Source organism: Blautia intestinalis, from assembly GCF_014297355.1.
Lineage (GTDB): Bacteria > Bacillota > Clostridia > Lachnospirales > Lachnospiraceae > Blautia_A > Blautia_A intestinalis.
This window is the reverse complement of sequence record NZ_JACOQE010000018.1, coordinates 1-22913: the sequence shown is the minus strand read 5'-3', so window position 1 is coordinate 22913 and position 22913 is coordinate 1. Positions and strand designations below refer to the sequence as shown.

General features: G+C 39.7%; 28 protein-coding genes, 4 pseudogenes and 1 riboswitch. Of the genes and pseudogenes, 27 read left to right on the top strand and 5 right to left on the bottom strand.

Annotated features, from left to right (window positions below; genetic code table 11):
• The first annotated feature begins 19 nt into the window (after positions 1–19).
• The 6 genes from H8Z79_RS16185 to H8Z79_RS16160 all read left to right on the top strand — a co-directional run bounded on the left by H8Z79_RS16185 (position 20) and on the right by H8Z79_RS16160 (position 5857).
• Positions 20–826, top strand: a complete 807-nt coding sequence (locus tag H8Z79_RS16185) for a class I SAM-dependent methyltransferase (protein WP_148462642.1) — start codon at positions 20–22, stop codon at positions 824–826.
• Positions 827–1298: 472 nt separating this feature from the next.
• Positions 1299–1413: riboswitch (FMN riboswitch) on the top strand.
• Between the two features lie 276 nt (positions 1414–1689).
• Positions 1690–2817, top strand: coding sequence for a bifunctional diaminohydroxyphosphoribosylaminopyrimidine deaminase/5-amino-6-(5-phosphoribosylamino)uracil reductase RibD (gene ribD / locus H8Z79_RS16180; protein ID WP_009243651.1), 1128 nt, complete (start codon positions 1690–1692; stop codon positions 2815–2817).
• Positions 2799–3452: a riboflavin synthase gene (ribE, locus tag H8Z79_RS16175; protein WP_004844978.1), complete on the top strand. Its 654-nt coding sequence runs from the start codon at positions 2799–2801 to the stop codon at positions 3450–3452. The genes ribD and ribE overlap by 19 nt, the downstream gene beginning before the upstream one ends.
• 18 nt (positions 3453–3470) lie before the next feature.
• On the top strand, positions 3471–4688 hold the full coding sequence (locus H8Z79_RS16170; RefSeq protein ID WP_055230843.1) for a bifunctional 3,4-dihydroxy-2-butanone-4-phosphate synthase/GTP cyclohydrolase II: 1218 nt from the start codon (positions 3471–3473) through the stop codon (positions 4686–4688).
• 29 nt (positions 4689–4717) lie between these two features.
• A complete protein-coding gene (ribH, locus tag H8Z79_RS16165; RefSeq protein ID WP_004844980.1) occupies positions 4718–5191 on the top strand; it encodes a 6,7-dimethyl-8-ribityllumazine synthase in 474 nt (157 codons plus the stop codon).
• A gap of 15 nt (positions 5192–5206) precedes the next feature.
• Positions 5207–5857: an HAD family hydrolase gene (locus H8Z79_RS16160; RefSeq protein ID WP_004844981.1), complete on the top strand. Its 651-nt coding sequence runs from the start codon at positions 5207–5209 to the stop codon at positions 5855–5857.
• 117 nt (positions 5858–5974) lie between these two features.
• Here the strand turns inward: H8Z79_RS16160 and H8Z79_RS17530 are convergent.
• A pseudogene (locus H8Z79_RS17530) lies at positions 5975–6157 on the bottom strand (hypothetical protein); the annotation flags it as partial.
• A gap of 46 nt (positions 6158–6203) precedes the next feature.
• On the opposite strand from H8Z79_RS17530, the gene H8Z79_RS16760 reads away from it, so the two are divergent.
• Entirely contained in the window at positions 6204–6410 is a 207-nt protein-coding gene (locus H8Z79_RS16760) for a hypothetical protein (RefSeq protein ID WP_044929370.1), read from the top strand.
• A gap of 182 nt (positions 6411–6592) precedes the next feature.
• Positions 6593–7129 carry a hypothetical protein gene (locus H8Z79_RS16150; protein ID WP_330360624.1) on the top strand — a complete coding sequence of 179 codons (537 nt, stop codon included), beginning with the start codon at positions 6593–6595 and terminating at the stop codon, positions 7127–7129.
• A gap of 260 nt (positions 7130–7389) precedes the next feature.
• On the opposite strand, the gene H8Z79_RS16145 is transcribed toward H8Z79_RS16150, so the two are convergent.
• The gene (locus tag H8Z79_RS16145) at positions 7390–7848 is read right to left on the bottom strand and encodes an Lrp/AsnC family transcriptional regulator (protein WP_015541477.1); all 459 of its coding nucleotides are present in this window, start codon (positions 7846–7848) and stop codon (positions 7390–7392) included.
• A 208-nt stretch (positions 7849–8056) separates the two neighbouring features.
• Here H8Z79_RS16145 and H8Z79_RS16140 point away from each other — a divergent pair, with 208 nt between their 5' ends.
• Both H8Z79_RS16140 and H8Z79_RS16135 read left to right on the top strand, forming a co-directional pair.
• The gene (locus H8Z79_RS16140) at positions 8057–9400 is read left to right on the top strand and encodes an MATE family efflux transporter (RefSeq protein ID WP_118039882.1); all 1344 of its coding nucleotides are present in this window, start codon (positions 8057–8059) and stop codon (positions 9398–9400) included.
• Positions 9401–9432: 32 nt separating this feature from the next.
• Complete coding sequence (locus H8Z79_RS16135; RefSeq protein ID WP_015541479.1) at positions 9433–10389, top strand: 2-hydroxyacid dehydrogenase; 957 nt, start codon at positions 9433–9435, stop codon at positions 10387–10389.
• A 199-nt stretch (positions 10390–10588) separates the two neighbouring features.
• On the opposite strand, the pseudogene H8Z79_RS16130 reads toward H8Z79_RS16135, so the two are convergent.
• Positions 10589–10826, bottom strand: a pseudogene (locus H8Z79_RS16130) (DUF6061 family protein).
• Positions 10827–11049: 223 nt separating this feature from the next.
• Here H8Z79_RS16130 and H8Z79_RS16125 point away from each other — a divergent pair.
• From H8Z79_RS16125 to H8Z79_RS16085, 9 genes and pseudogenes are all read left to right on the top strand, one after another.
• On the top strand, positions 11050–11427 hold the full coding sequence (locus H8Z79_RS16125; RefSeq protein ID WP_003864540.1) for an SdpI family protein: 378 nt from the start codon (positions 11050–11052) through the stop codon (positions 11425–11427).
• Positions 11428–11478: 51 nt separating this feature from the next.
• Entirely contained in the window at positions 11479–11814 is a 336-nt protein-coding gene (locus H8Z79_RS16120; RefSeq protein WP_009319994.1) for a DUF3784 domain-containing protein, read from the top strand.
• Positions 11815–11841: 27 nt separating this feature from the next.
• The gene (locus H8Z79_RS16115; protein ID WP_009203537.1) at positions 11842–12039 is read left to right on the top strand and encodes a hypothetical protein; all 198 of its coding nucleotides are present in this window, start codon (positions 11842–11844) and stop codon (positions 12037–12039) included.
• A 149-nt stretch (positions 12040–12188) separates the two neighbouring features.
• Positions 12189–13199: a helix-turn-helix domain-containing protein gene (locus H8Z79_RS16110; protein WP_015541488.1), complete on the top strand. Its 1011-nt coding sequence runs from the start codon at positions 12189–12191 to the stop codon at positions 13197–13199.
• Between the two features lie 66 nt (positions 13200–13265).
• A pseudogene (locus tag H8Z79_RS16105) lies at positions 13266–13709 on the top strand (GNAT family N-acetyltransferase).
• Between the two features lie 63 nt (positions 13710–13772).
• Positions 13773–13982, top strand: a complete 210-nt coding sequence (locus tag H8Z79_RS16100) for a DUF6219 family protein (RefSeq protein WP_008392833.1) — start codon at positions 13773–13775, stop codon at positions 13980–13982.
• 211 nt (positions 13983–14193) lie between these two features.
• Positions 14194–14394 (top strand): hypothetical protein, encoded by a 201-nt coding sequence (locus tag H8Z79_RS16095; RefSeq protein ID WP_187002943.1) that lies wholly within the window; start codon positions 14194–14196, stop codon positions 14392–14394.
• The gene (locus H8Z79_RS16090) at positions 14391–14852 is read left to right on the top strand and encodes a GNAT family N-acetyltransferase (RefSeq protein WP_118039884.1); all 462 of its coding nucleotides are present in this window, start codon (positions 14391–14393) and stop codon (positions 14850–14852) included. Before H8Z79_RS16095 ends, H8Z79_RS16090 begins: the two co-directional genes overlap by 4 nt.
• Positions 14767–15399 carry a hypothetical protein gene (locus H8Z79_RS16085; RefSeq protein ID WP_225877042.1) on the top strand — a complete coding sequence of 211 codons (633 nt, stop codon included), beginning with the start codon at positions 14767–14769 and terminating at the stop codon, positions 15397–15399. Before H8Z79_RS16090 ends, H8Z79_RS16085 begins: the two co-directional genes overlap by 86 nt.
• A 190-nt stretch (positions 15400–15589) precedes the next feature.
• Here the strand turns inward: H8Z79_RS16085 and H8Z79_RS16080 are convergent.
• Positions 15590–15838, bottom strand: a pseudogene (locus H8Z79_RS16080) (ATPase); the annotation flags it as partial.
• 36 nt (positions 15839–15874) lie between these two features.
• Positions 15875–16618, bottom strand: coding sequence for a PAS domain-containing protein (locus H8Z79_RS16075; protein WP_243023230.1), 744 nt, complete (start codon positions 16616–16618; stop codon positions 15875–15877).
• 120 nt (positions 16619–16738) lie between these two features.
• On the opposite strand from H8Z79_RS16075, the gene H8Z79_RS17030 reads away from it, so the two are divergent.
• The 8 genes from H8Z79_RS17030 (at position 16739) to H8Z79_RS16035 (ending at position 22546) form a co-directional block, all read left to right on the top strand.
• On the top strand, positions 16739–17119 hold the full coding sequence (locus tag H8Z79_RS17030) for a hypothetical protein (RefSeq protein ID WP_225877041.1): 381 nt from the start codon (positions 16739–16741) through the stop codon (positions 17117–17119).
• Positions 17120–17239: 120 nt separating this feature from the next.
• Positions 17240–17677 (top strand): hypothetical protein, encoded by a 438-nt coding sequence (locus tag H8Z79_RS16065; RefSeq protein WP_118039885.1) that lies wholly within the window; start codon positions 17240–17242, stop codon positions 17675–17677.
• 30 nt (positions 17678–17707) lie between these two features.
• Complete coding sequence (locus H8Z79_RS16060) at positions 17708–18523, top strand: alpha/beta fold hydrolase (protein ID WP_118039886.1); 816 nt, start codon at positions 17708–17710, stop codon at positions 18521–18523.
• Positions 18524–18576: 53 nt separating this feature from the next.
• The gene (locus H8Z79_RS16055; RefSeq protein WP_117943867.1) at positions 18577–19161 is read left to right on the top strand and encodes a sugar O-acetyltransferase; all 585 of its coding nucleotides are present in this window, start codon (positions 18577–18579) and stop codon (positions 19159–19161) included.
• A gap of 227 nt (positions 19162–19388) precedes the next feature.
• Positions 19389–20144, top strand: coding sequence for a 4Fe-4S binding protein (locus H8Z79_RS16050; RefSeq protein ID WP_072522426.1), 756 nt, complete (start codon positions 19389–19391; stop codon positions 20142–20144).
• Between the two features lie 298 nt (positions 20145–20442).
• Positions 20443–20913, top strand: coding sequence for an LURP-one-related/scramblase family protein (locus tag H8Z79_RS16045; protein WP_015541504.1), 471 nt, complete (start codon positions 20443–20445; stop codon positions 20911–20913).
• Between the two features lie 45 nt (positions 20914–20958).
• Positions 20959–21177: a hypothetical protein gene (locus H8Z79_RS16040; protein ID WP_015541505.1), complete on the top strand. Its 219-nt coding sequence runs from the start codon at positions 20959–20961 to the stop codon at positions 21175–21177.
• Between the two features lie 133 nt (positions 21178–21310).
• Positions 21311–22546: a M20 family metallo-hydrolase gene (locus H8Z79_RS16035; protein ID WP_015541507.1), complete on the top strand. Its 1236-nt coding sequence runs from the start codon at positions 21311–21313 to the stop codon at positions 22544–22546.
• Positions 22547–22913: the final 367 nt, after the last annotated feature.

The following is a 22913-nucleotide window of genomic DNA, read 5'->3' as shown; positions in this document are numbered from 1 at the left end:
CAAAACAGGAGGTTTGGCTATGTCCAAGTTAGGAGTCGTGGAGGATACCCTGTTTGTCCCTATGCTGGGAAGAATTTATGCTAGTGAGCATTGCTCGCAAATTTTATATGATAAAAAGGCATTGGAATTGAAAAATAGGCTGCCGTTAGACTTGATTGAACAGAATATGCAGAACCAGTATACGCTTTTGGCCTCTGCTTCCCGGTCTGCTAATATGGATCGGATTATTCGGTCTTTTCTGGAACGCAGACCGGACGGTGTGATTGTCCAACTGGGCTGTGGTCTGGAGACAACCTATCACCGATGTGATAACGGGAAGACACACTGGTATGCCGTGGATCTGCCTCATGTAATCGAATACCGGCGGGGACTTCTTCCCGAACCAGAGAGGGAATTATATATTTCCGGGGATGCCTTTGCAAAGGATTGGATCAAAAAAGTTCGCAATGATGTACTTGATGCTCCTATTCTCGTTACTGCAGGCGGGTTATTTCATTATTTTGAGGAACATAAGGTCATTGCCCTTCTGCGTATGATTGGGCAATTTGGAAATATGGAAGTTGTTTTTGATACGGTGAACAAAAGAGGAATGACCATGATGAAGAAAAAATATATGAAACAGGTCGGCCATGCCGATGCACAAATGTTCTTTTATGTGGATTCAGCGGAAGAACTGGCAGCAAAGATCGGGGGTAATGTGAAGGTGATTGCGGAGGAACCATACTATCGTTACATCCCTAAAAATGGCTTAAAGCTATCCACAAAGGTCAGTATGACAGTTTCTGATCAATTCAAGATGGTAAAGATGATACATCTAAAACTATAGTGGATATACAATATCAGAGAGAGAGAACTTTATCATTTTTTCGGACGCACTGATGAAACACCATCAAAAGCCGCTTTCTATCACCAGCGTGCAAAATTAAAAGATAATGCACTATGGGAACTTTTGCAAATCTTTAACCAGAAGCTTCAACCAACTCTATACAGAAACCGTTATCGTTTGGTTGCTTGTGACGGTTCTGTTGCTGATGAAGTCGATCCGGAACTTCTGGCAAAAGTATTGGCTAATCCAGAGATGTGGGCATTGCTCAATTCACTGGCGAAAACGATGAAGTAATGAAAAATAGTGAAAAAATAGTGTAATTTTAATGAAAAAACAATTCATAAAACGATATAATATATGGATAAAATGAGGATATTTATTGTGTATATGGATATTCTATCTCCATCAGTAAACTAAGTAAAATAAAAATTCTGCTTTACAAACAACAGATAAAGTATTAAAATAAATAAAAAGATATCTTCAGGGCAGGGTGAGATTCCCTACCGGCGGTAAAGCCCGCGAGCCGAGAGGCATGATCCGGTGAGATTCCGGGGCCGACAGTACAGTCTGGATGGAAGAAGATGATAGTACAGTTGATTTTTTGTATGAATGAATGTAGTATCAGAGCTCTGAGATGGTGATCCATTTCAGAGCTTTTTATATAGGAAAATCAGACATTCATTTATCAATCATATGTAACAGATCAATTCCACCCTGCAGATATTTCTGCAGGCTTTTTTTGTATCTGGTACATCGTTTTCGAAATAACTATACCATTCACTTGTCTGTGAATCCGATTGCACATGTTTAAAAGCCTCGGCGTAGCCCAGGCAAAGAACAGGAATAAGAAAGAAGGAATAGAAATGACGGATCAGGAATATATGCTTCGGGCTATTCAACTGGCCAAAAAAGGAGAAGGCTGGACGAATCCCAATCCTATGGTAGGGGCAGTGATCGTAAAAGACGGAAAGATCATCGGGGAAGGCTATCATAAAAAGTATGGAGAACTTCACGCGGAACGTAATGCAATTGCTTCTCTTACAGAATCAGCAGAAGGTGCGGTGATTTATGTCACGTTGGAGCCTTGCTGTCATCATGGTAAAACACCTCCATGTACGGAAGCGATCATTGAACAGAAGATCAGAAAAGTGGTGATCGGTTCCAGAGATCCGAATCCGAAAGTGGCAGGAAAAGGTGTACAGATGTTAAGGGAAGCCGGTGTAACAGTAGTTGAAGATTTTATGAGAGAAGAATGTGATCAGCTGAACCCGGTGTTTTTCCATTATATTACTACGAAGACCCCTTATGTGGTAATGAAGTATGCCATGACACTGGATGGGAAGATCGCAACGAAAACAGGAGCATCAAAATGGATCACCGGAGAATCTGCACGAAAAGAAGTACAGCATATGCGGCATCAGTACATGGGAATCATGGCTGGTATTGGAACTGTGCTTGCAGATGATCCGATGTTAAACGTTCGGGTAGAAGGCTGGAAAAGTCCTGTCAGGATTGTGTGTGACAGTAAGCTCAGGATCCCGCCGGGCAGTCAGATTGTAAAAAGTGCGGAAAAGTACCGGACGATCGTGGCTTATGCAGAACAGAAAAATGCAAAAGAGAAAATAAAAATATTACATACCATGGGAGTTGAAACCATTTACTGTCCCGACGAAAAGAATCAGATAGACCTTAAGAAGCTGATGGCAGATCTTGGAAACAGAGGCATTGACAGCATCCTCCTGGAGGGAGGAGGTACGTTAAATGACAGTGCACTGCGAGCTGGAATTGTAAAGGAAGTACAGGCTTTTGTGGCACCAAAGCTGTTTGGCGGTGTGGCTGGGAAGACACCGGTAGAGGGTATTGGAGTTGAACTGCCGTCTGAAGCAGTGGAACTGAAATATACAGATATCTGTCAGATCGGTGAGGATATCCGGATAAAATGTCAGGTGTGTGATAAAAAACAGGAGGAATCATGTTTACAGGAATCGTAGAAGAGAAAGGAAAAGTCCGTTATATACAGCTGACAGGGGAATCAGGGATCCTGGCAGTGAAAGCCCGGAAAGTCCTGGAAGGGACAAGGATCGGTGACAGTATCGCTGTGAATGGTGTGTGTCTGACAGTTACGTCGATTCAGCCGGACGGATTTACTGCCGATGTGATGGCAGAGACGATCAGAAGAAGCAGTCTTGGCAGCTGCAAGGCCGGAAGCCAGGTAAACCTGGAACGTGCAATGGCTGCAGACGGCAGGTTCGGGGGACACATAGTAAGCGGCCATATTGATGGGACTGGCGTGATACGTTCCATGCTCCGGGAAGAAAATGCCATCTGGGTATCAATTGAGACATCGCCACAGATTTTGCATCTGATCGTGGAAAAAGGATCCGTCTGTATTGATGGGATCAGCCTGACAGTTGCAAGGGTTGATGAAGCTGGTTTTCAGGTGTCGGTCATTCCACATACAGGAGAAGAAACCACTCTTTTGGAAAAGGTGCCGGGGGATCTGGTTAATCTGGAAAATGATGTGATCGGAAAATACGTAGAAAAACTGCTTGGCATCAGAAAAAACGAAGAAGAGAAAAAAGAATCCGGAATTACGATGGAGTTTCTTGAAGAATTCGGGTTTTAGAACAGGAGGATATACACTATGTCACAAAATTATCAGTACAACACAATTGAAGAAGCACTTAGGGATCTTAAGGAAGGAAAAATAGTTCTGGTCACAGATGATCCGGACAGAGAAAATGAGGGAGATCTGATATGTGCGGCAGAGTTTGCGACCAGGGAAAATATTAATTTCATGGCGACCTATGCAAAGGGTCTTATCTGTACACCGATGAGTGCAGAAATTGCGGCGAGATTGAACTTTCCGCCGATGGTTGCGGAGAACACGGACAATCACAGTACAGCATTTACCGTGGCAGTAGATCACGCAGATACAACCACAGGTATCTCTGCGGAAGAGCGCTCCTATACTATCATGAAGTGTGTGGATGATCAGTCAAAACCGGAGGATTTCAGAAGACCGGGACATGTGTTTCCGCTTATTTCCAGAAAAGGCGGGGTTTTGGTACGAAATGGCCATACAGAGGCAACAACAGATCTTATGAGACTTGCCGGACTGAAAGAATGCGGCGTGTGCTGTGAAGTTATGAAAGAAGATGGAACTATGATGCGTACATCACAGCTATGGGAAATGGCAAAAGAGCATAACCTTACATTTATTACGATCCGTGATCTGCAGGATTATATAAGAATACATGAAAAGCATGTAAAGGAGGAAGCCGTTGCAAACCTCCCGACGCAGTACGGTGATTTTAAAATGTATGGTTATATCAATGATATTACAGGAGAGCATCATCTGGCACTGGTAAAAGGTGATCTGGGAGATGGTGAGGATGTGCTTTGCCGGGTACATTCGGAGTGTCTGACAGGGGATGCATTCGGATCGCTCAGATGTGACTGTGGCCTGCAGCTGCAGACAGCGATGCGCCAGGTAGAAGCAGAAGGCCGAGGAATCATTCTGTATATGAGACAAGAAGGCCGAGGAATCGGACTGATCAATAAGATCAAAGCATATGCGCTTCAGGAGCAGGGATACGATACTGTGGAGGCTAATGTGAAGTTAGGGTTTGCACCGGATCTCAGAGAGTACTGGGTCGGGGCACAGATACTGTCAGACCTTGGTGTGAAATCATTAAGATTACTGACAAATAATCCGGATAAAGTCTATGGACTTGGCGAATTCGGACTGAAGATCAATGAGAGAGTACCTCTGGAGATTCCGGCACAAAAGTATGACCGGAAGTATATGAAGACGAAGCAGGAAAAGATGGGTCATATTTTTAAAGAAATAAATTTATAAAAAACAGCAAATATCAGGAGGAAGAAAAAATGAGACAGATCAATTTAGTAGAAGGAAAAGTAGTAGCACCGGAGGGAATGAAGGTTGGTATCGTGGCAGCGAGATTCAATGAAATTATTGTGAATAAATTATTGGGAGGGGCAGTCGACGGACTGGTAAGACATGGAGTAGAAGAAGAGAACATTACTGCAGCATGGGTACCGGGAGCATTTGAGATTCCGATTACAGCACAGAAGATGGCACAGTCAGGAAAATATGATGCAATTATCTGCGTTGGAGCTGTCATCCGTGGAGATACTTCACATTATGATCTGGTGTGTAATGAATCTGCCAAGGGAATCGCACAGGTTGAACTTGCAACAGGAATCCCGGTTTTATTCGGAGTGATCACGACTGAAAATATCGAGCAGGCTATTGCGCGTGCAGGAAGCAAAGCGGGAAATAAAGGCTATGATTGTGCATTATCTGCGATTGAGATGGTCAATCTGATGAAGCAGCTCTAAAAGACAGGAAAATAAATGATGACAAAAACGATCATATTCGATTATGATGGAACGATCCATCATACCCTTGGAATCTATGAACCGGCATTTCGTGAAACCTATCAGTGGCTGACAGAACAGAAGGTTACCGAAGAACGGGAGATAGGCTCGGTGGAAATTGCCGGCTGGCTGGGACTTAACAGTAAGGAGATGTGGAATACATTTTTGCCGGAACTGGATCAGAGCTATAAAGAGCAGGCAAGCAGGATGGTAGGAGATCTGATGGTAAGACAGATCAGGAAACATAAGGCAGTGTGGTATCCGGGAGCAGAGGAGATGCTAACAGCTTTGAAGAACCGGGGATATCACCTTGTGATCTTAAGTAACTGTAAAGCTTCATATCGTGAGGCACACTGGAAGGAATTTGGGATGGAACGATGGTTTGATCGTTTTTATGACTGTGAATCATACAGATTCCGTCCAAAGACAGAAATTGTGCAGGAAATCATCCGGGAATATAGTGGCCCTTATCTGGTAGTCGGAGACAGGAGACAGGATCTGGAATGTGCCAGGTCCTGCAAAAGCCCTTTTATAGGATGCCTGTATGGATATGGTGAGAAAGGGGAACTGAATGGGGCTGATTATTATGCAGAACATATAGAGGATATACTGCAGATGGTGATATGATTTTTGCAATATAAAAATCTGAAGGAAAAAAGTTAAAAATAAGTACTTCTGTAAAATAAAAGGATATAGAAAATTTGCAACAACTTGTTGCAAATTCTGAGGCGGGGATGATTTTAGGATAGTCATAGTGATAGAGGTAATCCACTTTCCTAACCCCATCTGTACAGTAAAGTTCTCAAGTCCAGTTGTACAAAGCGCTACTGCACGGGGAACCAGATGGAATGCATCTCCACTTCCTAAAAGAACTGCCATAATTCCAAACATGGTAAACTGTCGGTTTCCTTTGCCTTTGCGGATCATTTATAGATTTTACTGTGGAAGATTTTGCATAAAGTGTTTTCCGTGCTTGTGTGTACCATTATCTGATATCAAAGCAGTACAGGGTGATTCCGGCCATGCACAGGTCAATATGATTACGGATGCGTACTCTCATATTCCGGATGATGACCAAAGGAAAAATGCAGAGCTTTTTAAAGAAGCATTTTATGAGAAAAAGAATCTGAATCCAGAGAGGCGGGCGTTGCTCAATTCGTTGGCGAAAACGATGAAGTAATGAAAAATAGTGAAAAAATAGTGTAATTTTAGTGAAAAAACAATTCATAAAACGATATAATATATGGATAAAATGAGGATATTTATTGTGTATATGGATATTCTATCTCCATCAAATCTATTGAGATCTCCATCATTTGATGATAGAATGATGGAGATAAATCTGAAATGAAGGAGATTCCTATGAGAGACTTTGATTTTACTGTAAGTCCTGCAAAGTTGTTAACACCTGAAATTGTTCAGATGGTTAGCAGCATTCATGAACATAAAGGCAAACAGGAATTATTTCTCGAAGCCAATGTAGATGAATTGAAAACACTCTTAGAAGTTGCATTGATTCAGAGTACGGGAGCATCCAACCGAATCGAAGGTATATTTACAAGCGATAAGCGTTTGGAAGAATTGGTAAGTCAAAAAGCAGAACCCCGCAACCGATCCGAGCAGGAAATTGCTGGTTATCGTGAAGTACTTTCCACAATTCACGAAGGCTATGAATATATCAACCCAAGACCGAACATTATTTTGCAGTTACATCGAGATCTGTACTCCTATTCACAGGGATCTGCTGGTGGAAGTTATAAGAATTCCGATAATGTAATTGCAGAAACAGATGCCGAGGGTCATCAGAAGACACGTTTTATTCCAGTTCCCGCATTTCAGACTGCTGAAGCGATGGAAGAACTTTGCACTCGCTTCCTTGAAGCATCGGAGTCTTTCTAAGCCTGATAGAATTAAAGCGGTTATTGATAACAAGGTTGGCAAAATTACAAAGAAAGAAATCATGGAGCTTTGTCCTGATATAAGCAAAATTACCGTGGAAAGGACTTTGACGAATCTGGTTAAGAGTGGGTATATCGCAAAAGTTGGTGCAGGTCCATCTACTGGTTATGTCCGTGTTTAAAAATATGAAAGCAGCTTATAAATTTGCCAGTCAAAACCGGCATTTTCTTAGCAAAAATCATTGCCTTTTATGTCGGCTTCTATAGCCGTAATCCTTTAATATCTTTAATACGTGATAAGATCGTATTGCAGCTGCAGCTGATAACGCCGGGAAGTGTATCAATGACTGTGTGCAGGAAGTGTTCCATTTCATCACTTGATGAAGCAACGGCATGTACATGCAGCTTGTCTCTTCCTGTGACACGGTAAATCTGCGTGACAGTATCATTATTATGTAATATATCTGTCACCTGCGACAGATGGTCTGGTTTTATCTCGATTTCAAAATAGCATGAAACAGCACCGCTGATCTTTTGAGGGTTTATTATAGTTGTATATTCTTCAATTATGCCTTGTTTCTCCAGAGCCTGAATCCGGGCTTTTACTGCCACTCTGGAAATACCGGTTTCTTTACCGATATCAGAGTAAGAAATACGTGCATTTTCTATAAGCAACTGGATGATTTTCTGATCCAGTTCATCTAAACCGTTCAGGTACATAAGTGTCCCTCCTGTAAAATAATATCTTCCGGATATTAAATATCATATCATTTATTTAGCTGAAAGTAAACGTGGGCTTGACTTAGCAGCTGTAACTACATATAATTGTTTCATAACGTAATTTAAAACTTGCGTTTTGAATCTATGGAATAGATTCTGGTGAAGGAAAAAATAAGTGAAATTATAAAGGCTTTGGAGGAATATGATAATGTCAAAAGATGAATATCTGATCACAGATACGCCTCTTAAAGCGTTGACGGTTTTTGCAATGCCAATGATTTTGGGCAGTTTTTTTCAGCAAATATACAATATGGCTGACTCTATCATCGTCGGCCAATTTGTTGGCTCCTCTGCACTTGCAGCTGTCGGGGCCTGCGCAGCGCTGACCAATGTTTTCATTTGTGTGGCACTGGGAGCAGGTGTCGGTGCCGGTGTGCTCGTGAGCCGCTATTTCGGTGCCAGGGAGTATGGAAAAATGAAGACCATCGTGTCAACGTCCTTGTTTAGCTTTTTAATTCTAAGCATAGTCCTTGGTGTTTTTGGCTTTTGCTTTTCCAACTCGATGATGAGGGTATTACAAACCCCTGGCGATATACTGAATGATGCAGTGTTATATCTGCGGGTCTATTTTGTGGGTTTTCCGTTTCTGTTTATGTATAATATTCTTTCCAACATGTTTACTTCCATTGGTGAATCAAAAATCCCACTGGGACTCTTGGTATTCTCGTCAATCTTAAATATTTTTATGGATCTTTGGATGGTGGCCGGACTTGGTCTCGGTGTGTTTGGTGCAGCCCTTGCGACTCTTATAGCACAGGGGATTTCTGCGGTGTTTTCACTTTTTCTTTTCCTTAGCCGGATGCGTCGATATAAAAGTCGCTTTGACTGGTTTGACAGGCAGGAGTTATATTCCATGCTTCAAATTGCTGTACCTTCGGTTCTTCAGCAGTCTACAGTGTCCATCGGTATGATGATCGTACAGGCTGTTGTAAATCCTTTCGGTACACAGGCACTTGCGGGGTATGCGGCGACGATGCGGGTAGAGAATGTTTTTTCATTGATTTTTGTATCCATTGGCAATGCGGTTTCCCCATATGTTTCCCAGAATTTTGGTGCAAAGAAAATTGAACGGATCAAAAAAGGATATCATGCTGCACTGGTGTTAGATGTATGTTTTGCAGTTCTTGCTTTTATAGTCATTGAAACATTGCATACTCAGATTTCCTCACTATTCCTTGGTAAAGATGGAACTGCCCTGGCTTATCAGGTATCCGAGGGTTATATGAGATGGCTCGGTTACTTCTTCATCTTTATGGGAATCAAAATGGCAACCGATGGGGTTCTTCGTGGTCTTGGAATCATGCGCCCGTTCCTTATTGCAAATATGGTGAATCTGGCGATCCGCCTGTCGGTTGCTTTGATTTGTGCACCGCGTTTTGGCATTGTATTTGTCTGGCTTGCTGTACCAGCAGGTTGGTTTGCAAACTTTTTAATATCCTATGTGGCTCTTCGGAGATCATGGCCGACTGATAAAGAGGTGCAATCCCGATAGCCTAAAGTAATTTAAAAGGAGAAATTTATAGTATGAATGATAAATGTGTAGTATTGAATGCAAAGAAAATGAATTTTGATGGGAAGCTGGATTTTTCCGTTTTATCTTCTGATGTTACAGTATATGATGATACAACAGAACAGCAGCTGTCAGAGCGTATTCAGGGTGCAGATATCATTGTAACAAAGGAGATGCCTGTGAGTGCAGAAATGATACAGAAATTTCCGGAATCTGTTAAACTGATCTGCGAGGCAGGTACAGGATATAATAATATTGATCTTGAAGCAGCACGAAAGAAGGGGATTACAGTCTGCAATATCCCGGCATACAGCACAGAACGTGTGGCACATACTGCGATCATGATGATATTGAATCTGAGTTCTGCAATGCAGGTACAGATGAAGATGCTGGCATGCGGAAATCATGACAATTTTACCAGAAATCTTCAGGTTCCGCATGTTGAGGTAAATGGAAAAACACTTGGTGTTATAGGTGCAGGACACATTGGCAGGAAAGTTATCCAGATCGCACAGGCTTTGGATATGAACATACTTGTATATACCAGGACACCGAGAGAGGATGAGAAGGGGATTCGCTATGTGTCGCTTGAGGAATTACTCAAGAATAGTGATTATGTTTCCATGCACTGCCCATTGACGGAAAATACAAAACATATGATAAACAAAGAGTCTTTATCACTTATGAAGCCCTCAGCGTTTATCATTAATACTTCAAGAGGTGCACTTATTGATGAGACTGCTCTTATAGAAGCATTGGAAAATGGTACGATTGCAGGAGCCGGACTTGATGTTCAGGAAACTGAACCACCTGAAGAAACCAACCCTCTTTATACTATGGATCATGTCCTTTTGACGCCACATATGGGATGGAAAGGTCTTGAGACAAGACAGCGGTTGGTTTCTATTCTGGCGGATAATATAAAGCAGTTTATGGAAGGGAATCCGATCAACGTTGTATCAGGTCTATAGTATCTGGCAGCAAAGTGATGATATAACTTCCGGGTTTGCAGAGTGAAAAAAATATAATTACAATCAATAAGTCAGTGCTTTGATATCTTCTTCCAATATAGCAGGAATAACATAAACAATAGAATTACTGGAAAAAATAAGTCCGAATAGTCGTCAGAAACGCTGAGAAGAAATTATTCTCAGCGTTTTTTGAACATTACTATAATGTCAAGGAATCTTCTGCATCTACCCCACATCTGTAAATTTCCATCAAGATACAGTCTCGCATATTCTAGTGGCTCATCAATGGCAAGTGTGTTTAATGCACAATCTGATCCGGGTGTGGTTCTCAAATTCTTTTCTGCTTTCCAGCGGTCAATGCGAAGCATATAGCCTGCACTGATATAAACATCAATGCTGTTTCGTCCGGGATTATATTCTGCAAATATTGTTCTCATCGTATTTTATCTCCTTATCGTTCAATCAATTATTTGCTACAAAAATCAGAAGCATTTCAATCAGTTCACCATGTCACTTTTATTTTGTGTTATACTGTTTTACATAATTTTCTTGGTCTTGTATTTTCCCTTATCAGAGTTCGTAAACACTGGCGGGACGATATAACACAAGGGAAACAATAAGGGAAAGCTCAATCGAAAGTTGTAGTAAAGGAGGTTTACAATGGGGTTTTGGATTTTTATGTTGATTATGGATTTGCTTCTTCCATTTACGATGATTGGTTTTGGAAGATATTTTATGAAAAAGGCTCCAAAGGAAATAAATTCAGTATTTGGATATCGGACTTCGATGTCTATGAAGAACAAAGACACATGGGAATTTGCTCATAAATATTGTGGTAAAGTTTGGTATGTCTGTGGAATGGTTATGTTGCCGATAACAGTAATATTCATGCTTTTAGTAATTGGAAAAAATGAAGATTGTGTTGGGAGTATAGGAGGAATTATCTGTGGTGTTCAACTTATTCCTTTAATTGGATCTATTCTCCCAACAGAAATAGCATTAAAAAAGAATTTTGATAAGAATGGAACAAGACGATAAATTCAAGTTTTTGAAACTGAGAAATTGGTATTTTAAGAGGAGGTATGTATTATGAATATAGGATTTTGGTCATGTATAATTTTGGTTATACCATTTGTAATTATAGGTGTGTTATTTGCGATTTTTAAGGAAAAAGCAACTAAATTTGTTTCAGGATTTAATTCATTTTCTAAAGAAGAACAGGCAATGTATGATAAAGCTCAGATCTCTCGTGATATAAGAAATCAGTGCTTCATATGGACTGTTATAATGTTAGCAGGAGCGACATTATCCTGCTTTTTAACCCCATATATGGCTATACCAACCTATATTATTTGGTTAGTTCTGTTTTTTAGAGAAGTCCACTTTGATAATCATAAAGCGTTTAAAAAATATTTATTAAAATAAATTATTGTTTGCAGGAGATGCTTATTTATGAAAAAAGGAATAAACAAATCAATCTTATTTTATGTTGTATCAGCTCTGTTTTTGATAGCCTCAGCTATTGGCTTAACGACTGGAAATGAAAATACTATGGCTATAATATGGTTAAGTCTTGGTTCCGCATTTCTTTGCTTAGGTTCGACTTATAAGAAAAAGGAAAACAATAAAACAAATACAGATGATAAATAATTTCCTGCTTGTATTGTTGGAAAATCGGGATTCATAGAATCCTTTTGTGATTTGCAACTTCTGGTTGACAGATTTACAGCCTGAAATGGTGGAATGCAAACAGCAAAACTGTTATATTTAGCTCATAAAATCTGCAAAAGGAGGAAAAAATGATTTTAGCTGATAAGATTACAGAGGAAAGAAAAAAGAATGGATGGTCACAGGAAGAACTAGCCAATCAGTTGGGCGTATCCAGACAGGCAGTATCTAAGTGGGAAAGTGCAGGAGCTGTTCCAGATTTGCAAAGAATTTTACAGATGTCGGAGCTTTTTGGTGTTAGTACAGATTACCTATTAAAAGATGAAATGAAAGCAGAAAATATCACCTATCACGAAAGTACTGAAAGCTATGCAGAACCGTTGAAAAAAGTAACTATGGAGAATGCAAATGAATTTCTTGACATGAAAAGAAATGGATCCAAAGTAGTGGCAAACGCAACAAGTATGTGTATCTTAAGTCCAATATTATTGATTGTTCTTGTGACAATGGCAGAAGATAGCGTATTTCATGTTTCGGAATCTCTGGCAACAGTATTTGGATGTGTTTTTTTGCTTGGAATGGTTGCGGCAGCCGTCTTTTTGTTTATTACATATGGAATGAGTGAATCACATATGGAACATTTTGAAAAAGAATGCTTTGAAACAGAGTATGGTGTATCTGGAATGGTACGAGAAAAAAAAGATTCCTATGAACCAATTTTTATCAGAGGAACAGCTGTTGGGGTAGTGCTTTGTATACTGGCAGTGATTCCGACAATTATTGCCGAATCTATGGAAGCGTCCGACTATTACTGTGGTCTTTCCGTTGGATTACTGCTATTCATACTTGCAATAGGAGTGAATCTGTTGGTTCGTGTTGGGATGGTAAAAAGCAGTTACGATACCCTTCTTCAGGAAGGCGAATATACAAAAGAAGAAAAACTGTTTAAGAAAAAGACTGACACGTTTTCTGGTGTATATTGGTGCTTGACTACAGCGATTTACCTTGCATGGAGCTTCTGGACGATGAGCTGGGATATTACATGGATTGTATGGCCGGTTGCTGGTGTTTTGTTTGCAGCATTGCTTGGTGTGGTGAAAATGGTGTTAAAGAATGGCAGTGAAACTCAGCACTATATTTAAGATGAAGTTAAGTTTTTTTCGCATATTATACGCATCCAGAAATTCAAGTTTGACGGAGTAATAAATATGAAAATCCGAGAAGTGAATGAGAATAAAAAGCAATTTATAGCATTATTGTTATTAGCTGATGAGTAGGAAAATATGATTGATCACTATCTTGAAAAAGGTACTATGTATGTACTTGAAGATGGTAATGTAAAAGCTGAATGTGTCGTTACTGATGAAGATAATGGAATGCTTGAAATTAAAAATATTGCAGTTGATCCTCAGAATCAAGGACAGGGCTATGGGAAAGCATTGATTGACTTCCTTGCAAGTAAATATGCAGATGAATATTCTATTTTGCAGGTTGGAACAGGTGACAGCCCGTTGACCGTACCGTTTTATGAAAATTGCGGATTTGTCCGATCTCACAATATTCCGAATTTCTTTACGGACAATTATGACCACCCAATTTATGAGTGTGGTGTACAGTTAATAGATATGGTATATTTGCAAAGATGTTTATAACTTCCAGTTTGTATATATCTTTTAAAAGGTATATGATTAAGAAAAACGGCAGGAGGTATCTGAATGAAATCACATAAATATTGGTCTATCGGTGCACTGATTACAATGCTTGGAACTTTTTATACAGGTTATAAGGGATCAAAAGAAGGCCATAAGTACTTTGCAGCAAGTTCTTTGCTTTGCATGATTATGGCTATTTATACAGGACACAAGATGATTTCTGGTAAAAGTAGGAAGAAAAAAGAAGTTTCAGTAGAGAGTGTTGAAGATTAAAAAACAAAATATTTTAATAAATAACGCCGGTGCGGGATTTTTGATATCCAGTACTGGCGTTATTTATTCTACAGGGGCTTGGGGGTGTAGCCACCAAATATATTATTAATTTTCTTCTTCGGTAAGTTTGTTAAGGATCCACAAGTGAAACGTCTGTTATTGAGAGGGTATGGGGAGATCCCCATCAAGATAAATCCCATAGGAGAACAGGATGCCAAACGGCAATACTGTTAAACATGGGTGGATCTTGCTCTTATTTGTATCCCTCTATATAACGAATCGTTCAGAGGCTGTTTTACAGTGGGGGAAAAGAAAAAATATCAAAAAATTGATGATTAATGGTGAGCTTGTGATAGAATGGAAAAAAGAGAAAATGCATAAAGGATGTAGTTGTGGAGAATATTTGTTATGATTAGAAAGTTGCTGAACGGAGATATCGATAGAGTTGCTGACATATGGTTAAAGACAAATCTGAAAGCACATTATTTTATTTCCAATCAATACTGGAAAAGTAATTATGAATTAGTAAAAGAAATGCTGTCACAATCCGAAGTCTATGTGTTTGAAGCAGATAAAATGATACAAGGATTTGTAGGACTAAATGATGAATATATCGAAGGTATTTTTGTCTCTGATGAAATGCAGTCATGTGGCATAGGTAAGCTTTTATTGGATTATATTAAGGATAAAAAAGTCAGCTTACGATTAAATGTATATCAGAAGAATGCCAGAGCAATTTCTTTTTACCAAAGAGAAGGGTTCATTATTCAATGTGAAGGTTTGGATGAAGCTACTGGTGAAAAAGAGTACACCATGCTATGGAAACAAAATTATAGCAGGACATTCAAAAAAGCAACCATTAAAGATTAGAATCAAAAATAGCATATATAGATATAAGAGAAAAAAAGTAGAGAAGACAATAGTTGCAAATCCGCATGCTCTTTCTGAAACAGTGCAGTATGCAAAAGATAAATACGAATTGACCGAAACTGCTCCCGCTGATAGAGAATATATTGAACAAATAAAATGTCTAAAAGAGAGTTTGATTTTGCAATATGAACCAGAACTTTTGGGTGAAATGAAGGATATTCCGGTACCGGATTTTTCTAATGAAGCATCCGTCAAAGAGTATTTGGGTAAAATAAAGATTCGAAATGAAATGATTGCTGAAATGCCCGATAGTATAATTCCTATGGATTTTCATTTGTATAAAATAAGAATCGATGATGATTTTCTTGAAATGGAGATAGATTATACTTGGAATATATTTGGAATGTCTTATTCAGGAAATAAGGCGGTAATGAAAAAATTTAAGAAAATATCCAGAGATTTATACAGTTATTATGGTGTTACTGAGGAAGATATTAAAAACAAGACAAAAAGATATTCGTCACTGGTAACGAACTTGAGTTCATAAATTCTTATTTTTGTGAAAATGAGCATTTGTCAGTTCGCATTCCTTGTCAAAAAGACATCGGATCACAGTTCAGTACATCTATATAAAACTCTTTTCGTAGGATGCTTCGTCTGAATTCATCTGCAATCTCCGTCATAATAAAAATATCTCCATCATTTCAAAAGAGAATGCTGGAGATATTTAGCCTTGCTTATTCTTGTAGTAACCAATCGGCTATATCGTGAATTACGATTCCTTCATAGCTATATTGGGGATGTTTGGTTCTAGCAATAATCATTTTCGGATAAGCATCTCGAATCTGAAGCCGAGGAAAGCATTTTCTCTCAAATGTTTCCTGCACGGAAATGTTATCGCTGATCTGAATATAAAACTTCTCGTTGCTTCTCTGAGCAACAAAGTCGATTTCCTTTTGATAGAGCTTGCCGATATAAACATTATATGAAAATAGATCATACGCTCTGTTTTTTGCAATATTTTATCTTGCGAATTTATCATTGTAACGAATATGCATATCTTCCCAATCCATGAACAATACATAAAATACTTTCCCGTATTGCGGGCTCTCTACAATTCTTCCATGATCAAGAACAGAAAAATAAGTTCCGTCAGCTTTTCGAAGATGAAAGTGAATATAGTCATTTTCATTGCCATTGTCAATCTGTTCCCAGATACTTGATTCTATCTGTTGCTGTTCATCTTCACGAATCAAGTTGCGAAAACTTTTCTCAGTAAGTCTGAACAGTTCATCTATATCTTTATATCCAGACATATGAAGAAATTCATCATTTGCAAAAAATAGTTCATCATCTTCTTTGTCAGCTCTGTATATGATGAATGCACCTGGAAGATGTTCAGAGATATCCTTGAATGCGAATCCAAGTTGTTTGCGGGCACCTGACCGAAGTCCTTCTCTGTAGACCATACATCCATTTTTTCCATGAAGTTTTATTTCATAAAGAGCGGCATCTGCGTAGCGCATGAGTTGTGAACGATTGGATGCAAATGTTGGATATTCTGCATATCCTAGAGAAATATAAAATGCATGTTCCTTACCATGGTATGAGAATGATTTAGGAAGTTTGGTGAATTTCTGCAGCTGTAATTGTGCTGTTATGTGTCTCTGCTCTTTTTCGTGGGTGTCTGTTTTGTATACAATCAAACTAACAAGGCATATGCCCAGTAAAAAAGTGATAAGAGGCACAAGTGTTTGTTTTTTCACTTGGTTCACCTCGTTTTGTCCATGGGAATTTTTATAATAAAGCATTATAGCACAGAAGTCGAAAAACAGAATAGGTTTTATGAAAAGAACGAACTGTGCATAATCCATATGAAGTCGAATTTGAGAGAAATTATTCACTATATTGACGAGTCAACACTTGAAAAAGCGAAGAACGAAAAAGTTCAAAAGCAAGAGTCTCCCTCAAAGGTGTCAAAAGACGTAGAGGAGTCTGTTGATAAGATGATCTCCAATCGTATGAGCAAAGCATATTCTGAATGGAAATCAAATCAAGATACACGGCCATATAATGAAAATATAGAGAAGGAATACCAGAAGCTTTTGGAAACACTGCCTCCGGAACAAGAGGAAGTGCTTACGAAGTATTGCGATGAAATATTTGCCAGCGGAGCAGAGACAGAAGAGTTTTTCTATCGCCTGGGTATAAAGGATGGACTGAGATTAAAAAGTACGGTAAAATCTGTATTAGAAATGATATCGTGAAAGTATACTTTAGAACTACTAGTTCTGGCAAATCCGTTGGTTGTGCGGATTTATGCACTGCTATTTGATGTAAACTGATAACATCAGAATTAGATAAAAGAGATAAAGGAGAAGAGATATGTGGCTGCCGGATTTTTTTATTCAAAGACTTTTAAAATTATAGCGACAGTAATCTTTACTGTTGAGCTGATAATCATAATTACATTGAAGGTAGTGGATCTTTACTGTGATGAACCGGGATGCTGGAACAAAAAAGATTGGGGAACAAACTATTGCATGGAGCATATTAACAGTATTTATGAAGAGGCGATGAAAAGAGAAGGAGCATATGAAAATTCCCAAAGAAGTTATTCTTCTGGAAAAAAGAGTACTCCATCGCGTTCATACAATACATACAGCAATTCTTATTCATCCCGGAGAAACGATTCCTATGATGTTTATAATTATGATGATCCGGATGATTTCGCTGATGACTGGGCTGAGGAATTTGGTGGAGAAAATTATGATGGCGGATATGATGATGCTTATGATTACTGGGAGGAGAACTACGGGAATTAATAATGCAAGGAAATTGTGGAGGTGAACTTGTTGAAAGAAAGTACATATCAAACTCCTTGTGGAACGATTCACTATTGGTCAAGTATTCTGAGTTTGGATACAACGACGCTTGTATTTCTTCCGGGGCTGACTGCTGACCATAGACTGTTTGATAAACAGGTTGAGCATTTCGTGGAAAAATATAATATTATTGTATGGGATGCACCGGCTCATGCCTCTTCCTGGCCGTTTCGGTTTGAATTTGATCTGTTTGATAAGGCAAAATGGCTGAATGGGATTCTTGAAAAAGAAGAAATCATAAAACCAATTATAATCGGTCAATCAATGGGAGGATATGTGGGACAGGCTTATGCACAATTGTATCCTGACCGGCTGGCAGGTTTTATTTCCATTGATTCAGCACCGCTCCAGAGAAACTATGTGACAGCAGTGGAGATCTGGCTTCTGAAAAGAATGGAACCAGTATATGCACATTACCCATGGAAGTTGCTTTTGAAATCCGGAACCGAGGGAGTTGCAACTTCTGATTATGGCAGAAATCTGATGAAGGAAATGATGCTAGTCTATGATGGTGATCAGCATCGTTATGCCCAAATTGCCGGGCATGGGTTTCGTATTCTGGCAGAGGCAATGGAAAAGGATCTGCCATATGAAATCAAATGTCCTTCCCTGTTGATATGTGGTACAAAGGATCATGCCGGTTCATGCATAAGGTATAACAGAGAATGGCATCGAAAAACGAAAATTCCTTTAAAGTGGGTTGAAGGGGCCGGTCATAATTCTAATACAGATAAACCGGAGATGATCAATAGTTTACTAGAAGAGTTCTTCTCAAATATTTTATGAGAGGCAACCTAAAGTTATTTGAATTGAAAAATCGGTATTTGCAGGAGGTAATTATGACTGAAAGAGAAAAAATGCTAGCAGGTCAGCTTTATGACTGTGGGGATGCCGAGCTGTTGACACAGTGGCATAAAGCCAAAGATTTGGCAAGAAATTATAATCAAACTAATTCTTCAGATGCTGCAGAAAAAGAAAAAATTCTGAATGAACTGCTTGGTGGGAAAGGGAAGAATCTGTGGATTACTGCGCCGTTCTATGTGGATTATGGAAACAATATTTATTTTGGGAATAACTGCGAAGTAAATATGAATTGCACTTTTTTGGATGACAATATAATTCGTATTGGGGATAATGCCTTGATTGCACCAAACGTGCAGATTTATACAGCATTTCATCCGACAAATGCAGGGGAGCGTTTCGGTGAGCCGAAAGAGGATGGCTCGTTTGAGTTTTGTAAAACAGGAACAGCACCTGTTATTATCGGCGACAATGTCTGGATTGGCGGTGGCGCTATTATTCTGCCCGGTGTTACGATTGGAAATAATGTCGTAATAGGAGCAGGCAGTATTGTAACGAAAGACATTCCAGACAATGTAATTGCAGTTGGAAATCCCTGCAGAGTAATCAAAGAAAACAAATAAAGTCGGATGCTATATTTTGCATAGCCAAGCCAATAAATTCAAGTTTTACGAAATGAAGAAATTGTAGGAGGAATATATATGGTTGGAAGAATTTATCATGTAGGGCTAACGGTCTCTGATTTGGATCGATTGCTTTTTACTTCCGAGATCCTGATGGAATTATTCTTGAAATGATGCAACCGTTATAAAAGGACAATAAACAAATCGGAATCAGTAGGAGGATCATTATGAGATTTTATAACATATTTTTCAGCCCGACAGGGGGCACAGAGAAAGTAGCAGATATTGTTGCGAAAGGGACGAAGCTGGATGCTGAAGAAATCGATCTAATTAAAGAACCAGATAAACTCATGAAGGTGAAATTTGAAAAAAAGGACCTATGTTTGGTTGCTGTACCGTCTTACGGTGGACGCATTCCATCAGTTGTAACGGATATGTTCCGCAAAGTAAAGGCAGATGGTACGAAAGCAATTCTTGTGGCAGTATTTGGAAACCGTATGATTGATGATACTCTATTGGAACTACAGGATGTTCTGGAGGCATCAGGATTTGTATGTATCGCAGGAATGGAGGCTGTCGCAGAGCATTCCCTGATGCACCAATTTGGAACCGGACGCCCGGATCGGCAGGATGAAAAGGAATTGCTGGAATTTGCCGCAAAGATTATGCAAAACAGCGAAGCACAAAGTACACCTGCATTTCCGGGAAACAGACCATATCGAGAATATGGTGGTGTTCCGCTCAAACCTGTTGCAAATGGAAAATGCACTTCCTGCGGTCTGTGCGCAAAAGAATGCCCGGCAGGTGCCATTCCGTTGGAAAATCCAAAGATGACCGATAAGGATAAGTGCATTTCTTGTATGCACTGTGTAGCAGTCTGTCCGAAGAAAGCACGAAATTACAGTAAGCTTGTCAGTTTTATCGCTGGACTGAAAATGAAGAAGGTTTGTTCCGGTAGGAAGGAAAATAAATTGTATTTATAATAGGGCGAGCAATACAATGAGAAACATGTAAATTGATACGTGAACAATCGGCTCAGTATGATATTTAATTAAATATTGCAATGAAAAGATCATTTACCGTAAACAAGCAGTAGATGGTCTTTTTTATATCTTTTTGTGAACAAGTAGAGATTTATAGCCGGAAATCTATGTTTTATCATAATCCGTGAAATAAGATGGGTTAATTCTTCGATTTACATATTTTTTAAGGTGTTCCGGCATGGTATTATGGTACTTATAAAGAACCAATTATATCTGTTGGAGAGAGTGGTGAAAAGTTATGAAGCTATTATTTAAACAAAGGCTGTTTTCATGGTTTGACAGCTATGATATCTATGATGAAGCAGGCAACACTGTTTATGTAGTAAAAGGCCAGTTGTCCTGGGGACATAAACTTGTAATTTATGATGCCTATGGAAATGAAGTAGGAATGGTTGTTCAGAAAGTACTTACTTTTCTTCCTAAATTTGAGATTTATAAAAACGGCAGTTATATCGGATGCCTGAGTAAAGAATTCTCATTTCTGATGCCACATTATAATATTGATTACAATGGATGGCATATTGATGGAACCTTTATGGAATGGGACTATAGCATTCTTGATCGAAGCGGTTATTCAATTGCACGGGTTAGTAAAGAACTGTTTCATATGACAGATACTTATGTTATTGATGTACAGAATTCGGGAAATGCGTTGGATGCGCTGATGTTTGTACTTGCGATTGATGCAGAAAAATGTTCCAGGAATTAAAAAGTTGATCTTATTGTCGAAGATATTCGGAGATGGGGAGGTAGCATGGGATTATTCAAAAAGAAAATCGTGAAAAAAACATATGACAGAGAACATATGAAACCTGTTATTCGTGCAAGTATTTGTACTGGAGAAGAAGTAGCAGGGTTCAAAGACATACAGAACGGAAAAATCGAAGAAATCATGCTGATCAGATCTCCAGAGGACCTAGAAAGATTCAAAGAGATATATGAGATAACAGAGGAAATTGCAAAAGAATATTAGACATTGGATAAGGGGGATGTATTGTCATGAAAACGATGCATGCCATACCTGATTATACGCAATGGGAGGTCGCGCAGGAGAAGAATACGGAGAAATATTGAAAGAAAACAAACTATGAAATGAGGTGACATTTATGATGAAAAACGAAGCGGGAGTAAGAATCGAAGAAATGCTGTGTCAGCTGGCCGATGCGACGCGCATCGACGGAGAGATCTGGCGTGCAGCGTATACTCTGGAAGACAAAATCGCGAAGAACATCCTGCGTGAGTGGATCGAGGATCTGGGGCTTGAATACAGAGAGGACGCGATCGGTAACGTGTATGGACGGCTTCCGGGGACAGAACCTGGAACCATATTGACGGGATCCCACCTGGATACCGTAAAGAACGGTGGAAAATATGATGGCGCACTGGGCGTTGTGACTGGTGTGGCAGCGCTGGGATACCTCAAACAGTCGGGCTTCGTTCCGAAACACAGCCTGGAAGTGGGGGGTCTGATGGAAGAAGAGGGCAGTCGTTTTCCATCCGGCTGTCAGGGGAGCCGCGCAATCTGTGGCACGCTGAAAGAAGAGGATCTCGAGGAGCTCAGCCGTGATGGCGTCACACTTCGTGAAGCACTGGTATCTGCCGGGTATCAGACGGAAACGCTGAAAAACGTGAAACGTGACGATATTCGAGCAATCGTAGAACTGCATATCGAACAGGGACCGGTGCTTGAAAGCGAGCAGAAGCAGATCGGTATTGTGGACAGTATCGTCGGTATCGTCAACTATGAGCTGACCATTCAGGGAAGCCAGAACCATGCAGGTACCACCTCGATGTCTTTACGGCACGATCCTGTGGTAGCTGCTGCGGAATTTATCACAGAGTCTACCCGTCAGATGATGGCGCAGGCTCCTTCTGCCACCCTTACCTATGGCGCGATACAGGTATTTCCTGGAATGCAGAATGTCATTGCAGATCGAGTGAATCTGCTCATCGATCTGCGCGATGGTAGCAATGAGGAACTGCTTCAAGATGTGGTTCTTCTGAAACGTGTACTGGAATCCATCGAACGCAAGGGCTTTCAGACCCGGCTTCGACAGAATGACTGGCTGGAGTCCGTACAGATGGATCCGAACGTGATTCGGGTGATCGAGCGGCACTGTGAAGAGAAACATCTCGCGTATAAGCATATGAACAGCGGCGCCGGACACGACTCGATGGTATTCGGAAAGCATTTCCCGACCGCGATGATCTTCGTGCCGAGTATCGGAGGTATCAGCCATAATCCGGCAGAAGCCACCGCTGTAGCGGATATACAGACCGGTTTTGAACTGCTTTGTGACGTGTTAAAAGAATTATCAGCTCAAACCTTTTTATCATGGTAAGTTTTATTACATTGCTAATGATAATAAAGCCTTTGTAATTATTGGCTCGTCCAATATAAGTAAAACGGCATATTTAAACAACTATGAATTAGATCGGCTGTTTGAAATAGATTGTAATAACCCCGAAGAACAATATTTTATAACTGGTTCTAAAAATTCAAATCAGAATGTATAAAAATTGAAGAGATAATCTGTATGGCTGATGTGAAAATGAAACTCCATTTATGTAAAGAGCCAGACAAATTCAAGTTGAACAAAATCGCTGCGCGATGGCCTGCCAAGGCTGTGGCGCAGCTTTCTTTTTCTCAATAATAAAATAGGCAATGGCAATTCTTACCAGTATTTGATATTGTAAAGTTACCACACA

Excerpts from the sequence above, each read along its gene's own strand:
- H8Z79_RS16185 (WP_148462642.1), top strand. The coding sequence starts at position 20 with ATGTCCAAGTTAGGAGTCGTGGAGGATACCCTGTTTGTCCCTATGCTG.
- ribD (WP_009243651.1), top strand. The coding sequence starts at position 1,690 with ATGACGGATCAGGAATATATGCTTCGGGCTATTCAACTGGCCAAAAAA.
- ribE (WP_004844978.1), top strand. The coding sequence starts at position 2,799 with ATGTTTACAGGAATCGTAGAAGAGAAAGGAAAAGTCCGTTATATACAG.
- H8Z79_RS16170 (WP_055230843.1), top strand. The coding sequence starts at position 3,471 with ATGTCACAAAATTATCAGTACAACACAATTGAAGAAGCACTTAGGGAT.
- ribH (WP_004844980.1), top strand. The coding sequence starts at position 4,718 with ATGAGACAGATCAATTTAGTAGAAGGAAAAGTAGTAGCACCGGAGGGA.
- H8Z79_RS16160 (WP_004844981.1), top strand. The coding sequence starts at position 5,207 with ATGATGACAAAAACGATCATATTCGATTATGATGGAACGATCCATCAT.
- H8Z79_RS16150 (WP_330360624.1), top strand. The coding sequence starts at position 6,593 with ATGAGAGACTTTGATTTTACTGTAAGTCCTGCAAAGTTGTTAACACCT.
- H8Z79_RS16145 (WP_015541477.1), bottom strand. The coding sequence starts at position 7,848 with ATGTACCTGAACGGTTTAGATGAACTGGATCAGAAAATCATCCAGTTG.
- H8Z79_RS16140 (WP_118039882.1), top strand. The coding sequence starts at position 8,057 with ATGTCAAAAGATGAATATCTGATCACAGATACGCCTCTTAAAGCGTTG.
- H8Z79_RS16135 (WP_015541479.1), top strand. The coding sequence starts at position 9,433 with ATGAATGATAAATGTGTAGTATTGAATGCAAAGAAAATGAATTTTGAT.
- H8Z79_RS16125 (WP_003864540.1), top strand. The coding sequence starts at position 11,050 with ATGGGGTTTTGGATTTTTATGTTGATTATGGATTTGCTTCTTCCATTT.
- H8Z79_RS16120 (WP_009319994.1), top strand. The coding sequence starts at position 11,479 with ATGAATATAGGATTTTGGTCATGTATAATTTTGGTTATACCATTTGTA.
- H8Z79_RS16115 (WP_009203537.1), top strand. The coding sequence starts at position 11,842 with ATGAAAAAAGGAATAAACAAATCAATCTTATTTTATGTTGTATCAGCT.
- H8Z79_RS16110 (WP_015541488.1), top strand. The coding sequence starts at position 12,189 with ATGATTTTAGCTGATAAGATTACAGAGGAAAGAAAAAAGAATGGATGG.
- H8Z79_RS16100 (WP_008392833.1), top strand. The coding sequence starts at position 13,773 with ATGAAATCACATAAATATTGGTCTATCGGTGCACTGATTACAATGCTT.
- H8Z79_RS16095 (WP_187002943.1), top strand. The coding sequence starts at position 14,194 with ATGCCAAACGGCAATACTGTTAAACATGGGTGGATCTTGCTCTTATTT.
- H8Z79_RS16090 (WP_118039884.1), top strand. The coding sequence starts at position 14,391 with ATGATTAGAAAGTTGCTGAACGGAGATATCGATAGAGTTGCTGACATA.
- H8Z79_RS16085 (WP_225877042.1), top strand. The coding sequence starts at position 14,767 with ATGAAGCTACTGGTGAAAAAGAGTACACCATGCTATGGAAACAAAATT.
- H8Z79_RS16055 (WP_117943867.1), top strand. The coding sequence starts at position 18,577 with ATGACTGAAAGAGAAAAAATGCTAGCAGGTCAGCTTTATGACTGTGGG.
- H8Z79_RS16050 (WP_072522426.1), top strand. The coding sequence starts at position 19,389 with ATGAGATTTTATAACATATTTTTCAGCCCGACAGGGGGCACAGAGAAA.
- H8Z79_RS16045 (WP_015541504.1), top strand. The coding sequence starts at position 20,443 with ATGAAGCTATTATTTAAACAAAGGCTGTTTTCATGGTTTGACAGCTAT.
- H8Z79_RS16040 (WP_015541505.1), top strand. The coding sequence starts at position 20,959 with ATGGGATTATTCAAAAAGAAAATCGTGAAAAAAACATATGACAGAGAA.
- H8Z79_RS16035 (WP_015541507.1), top strand. The coding sequence starts at position 21,311 with ATGATGAAAAACGAAGCGGGAGTAAGAATCGAAGAAATGCTGTGTCAG.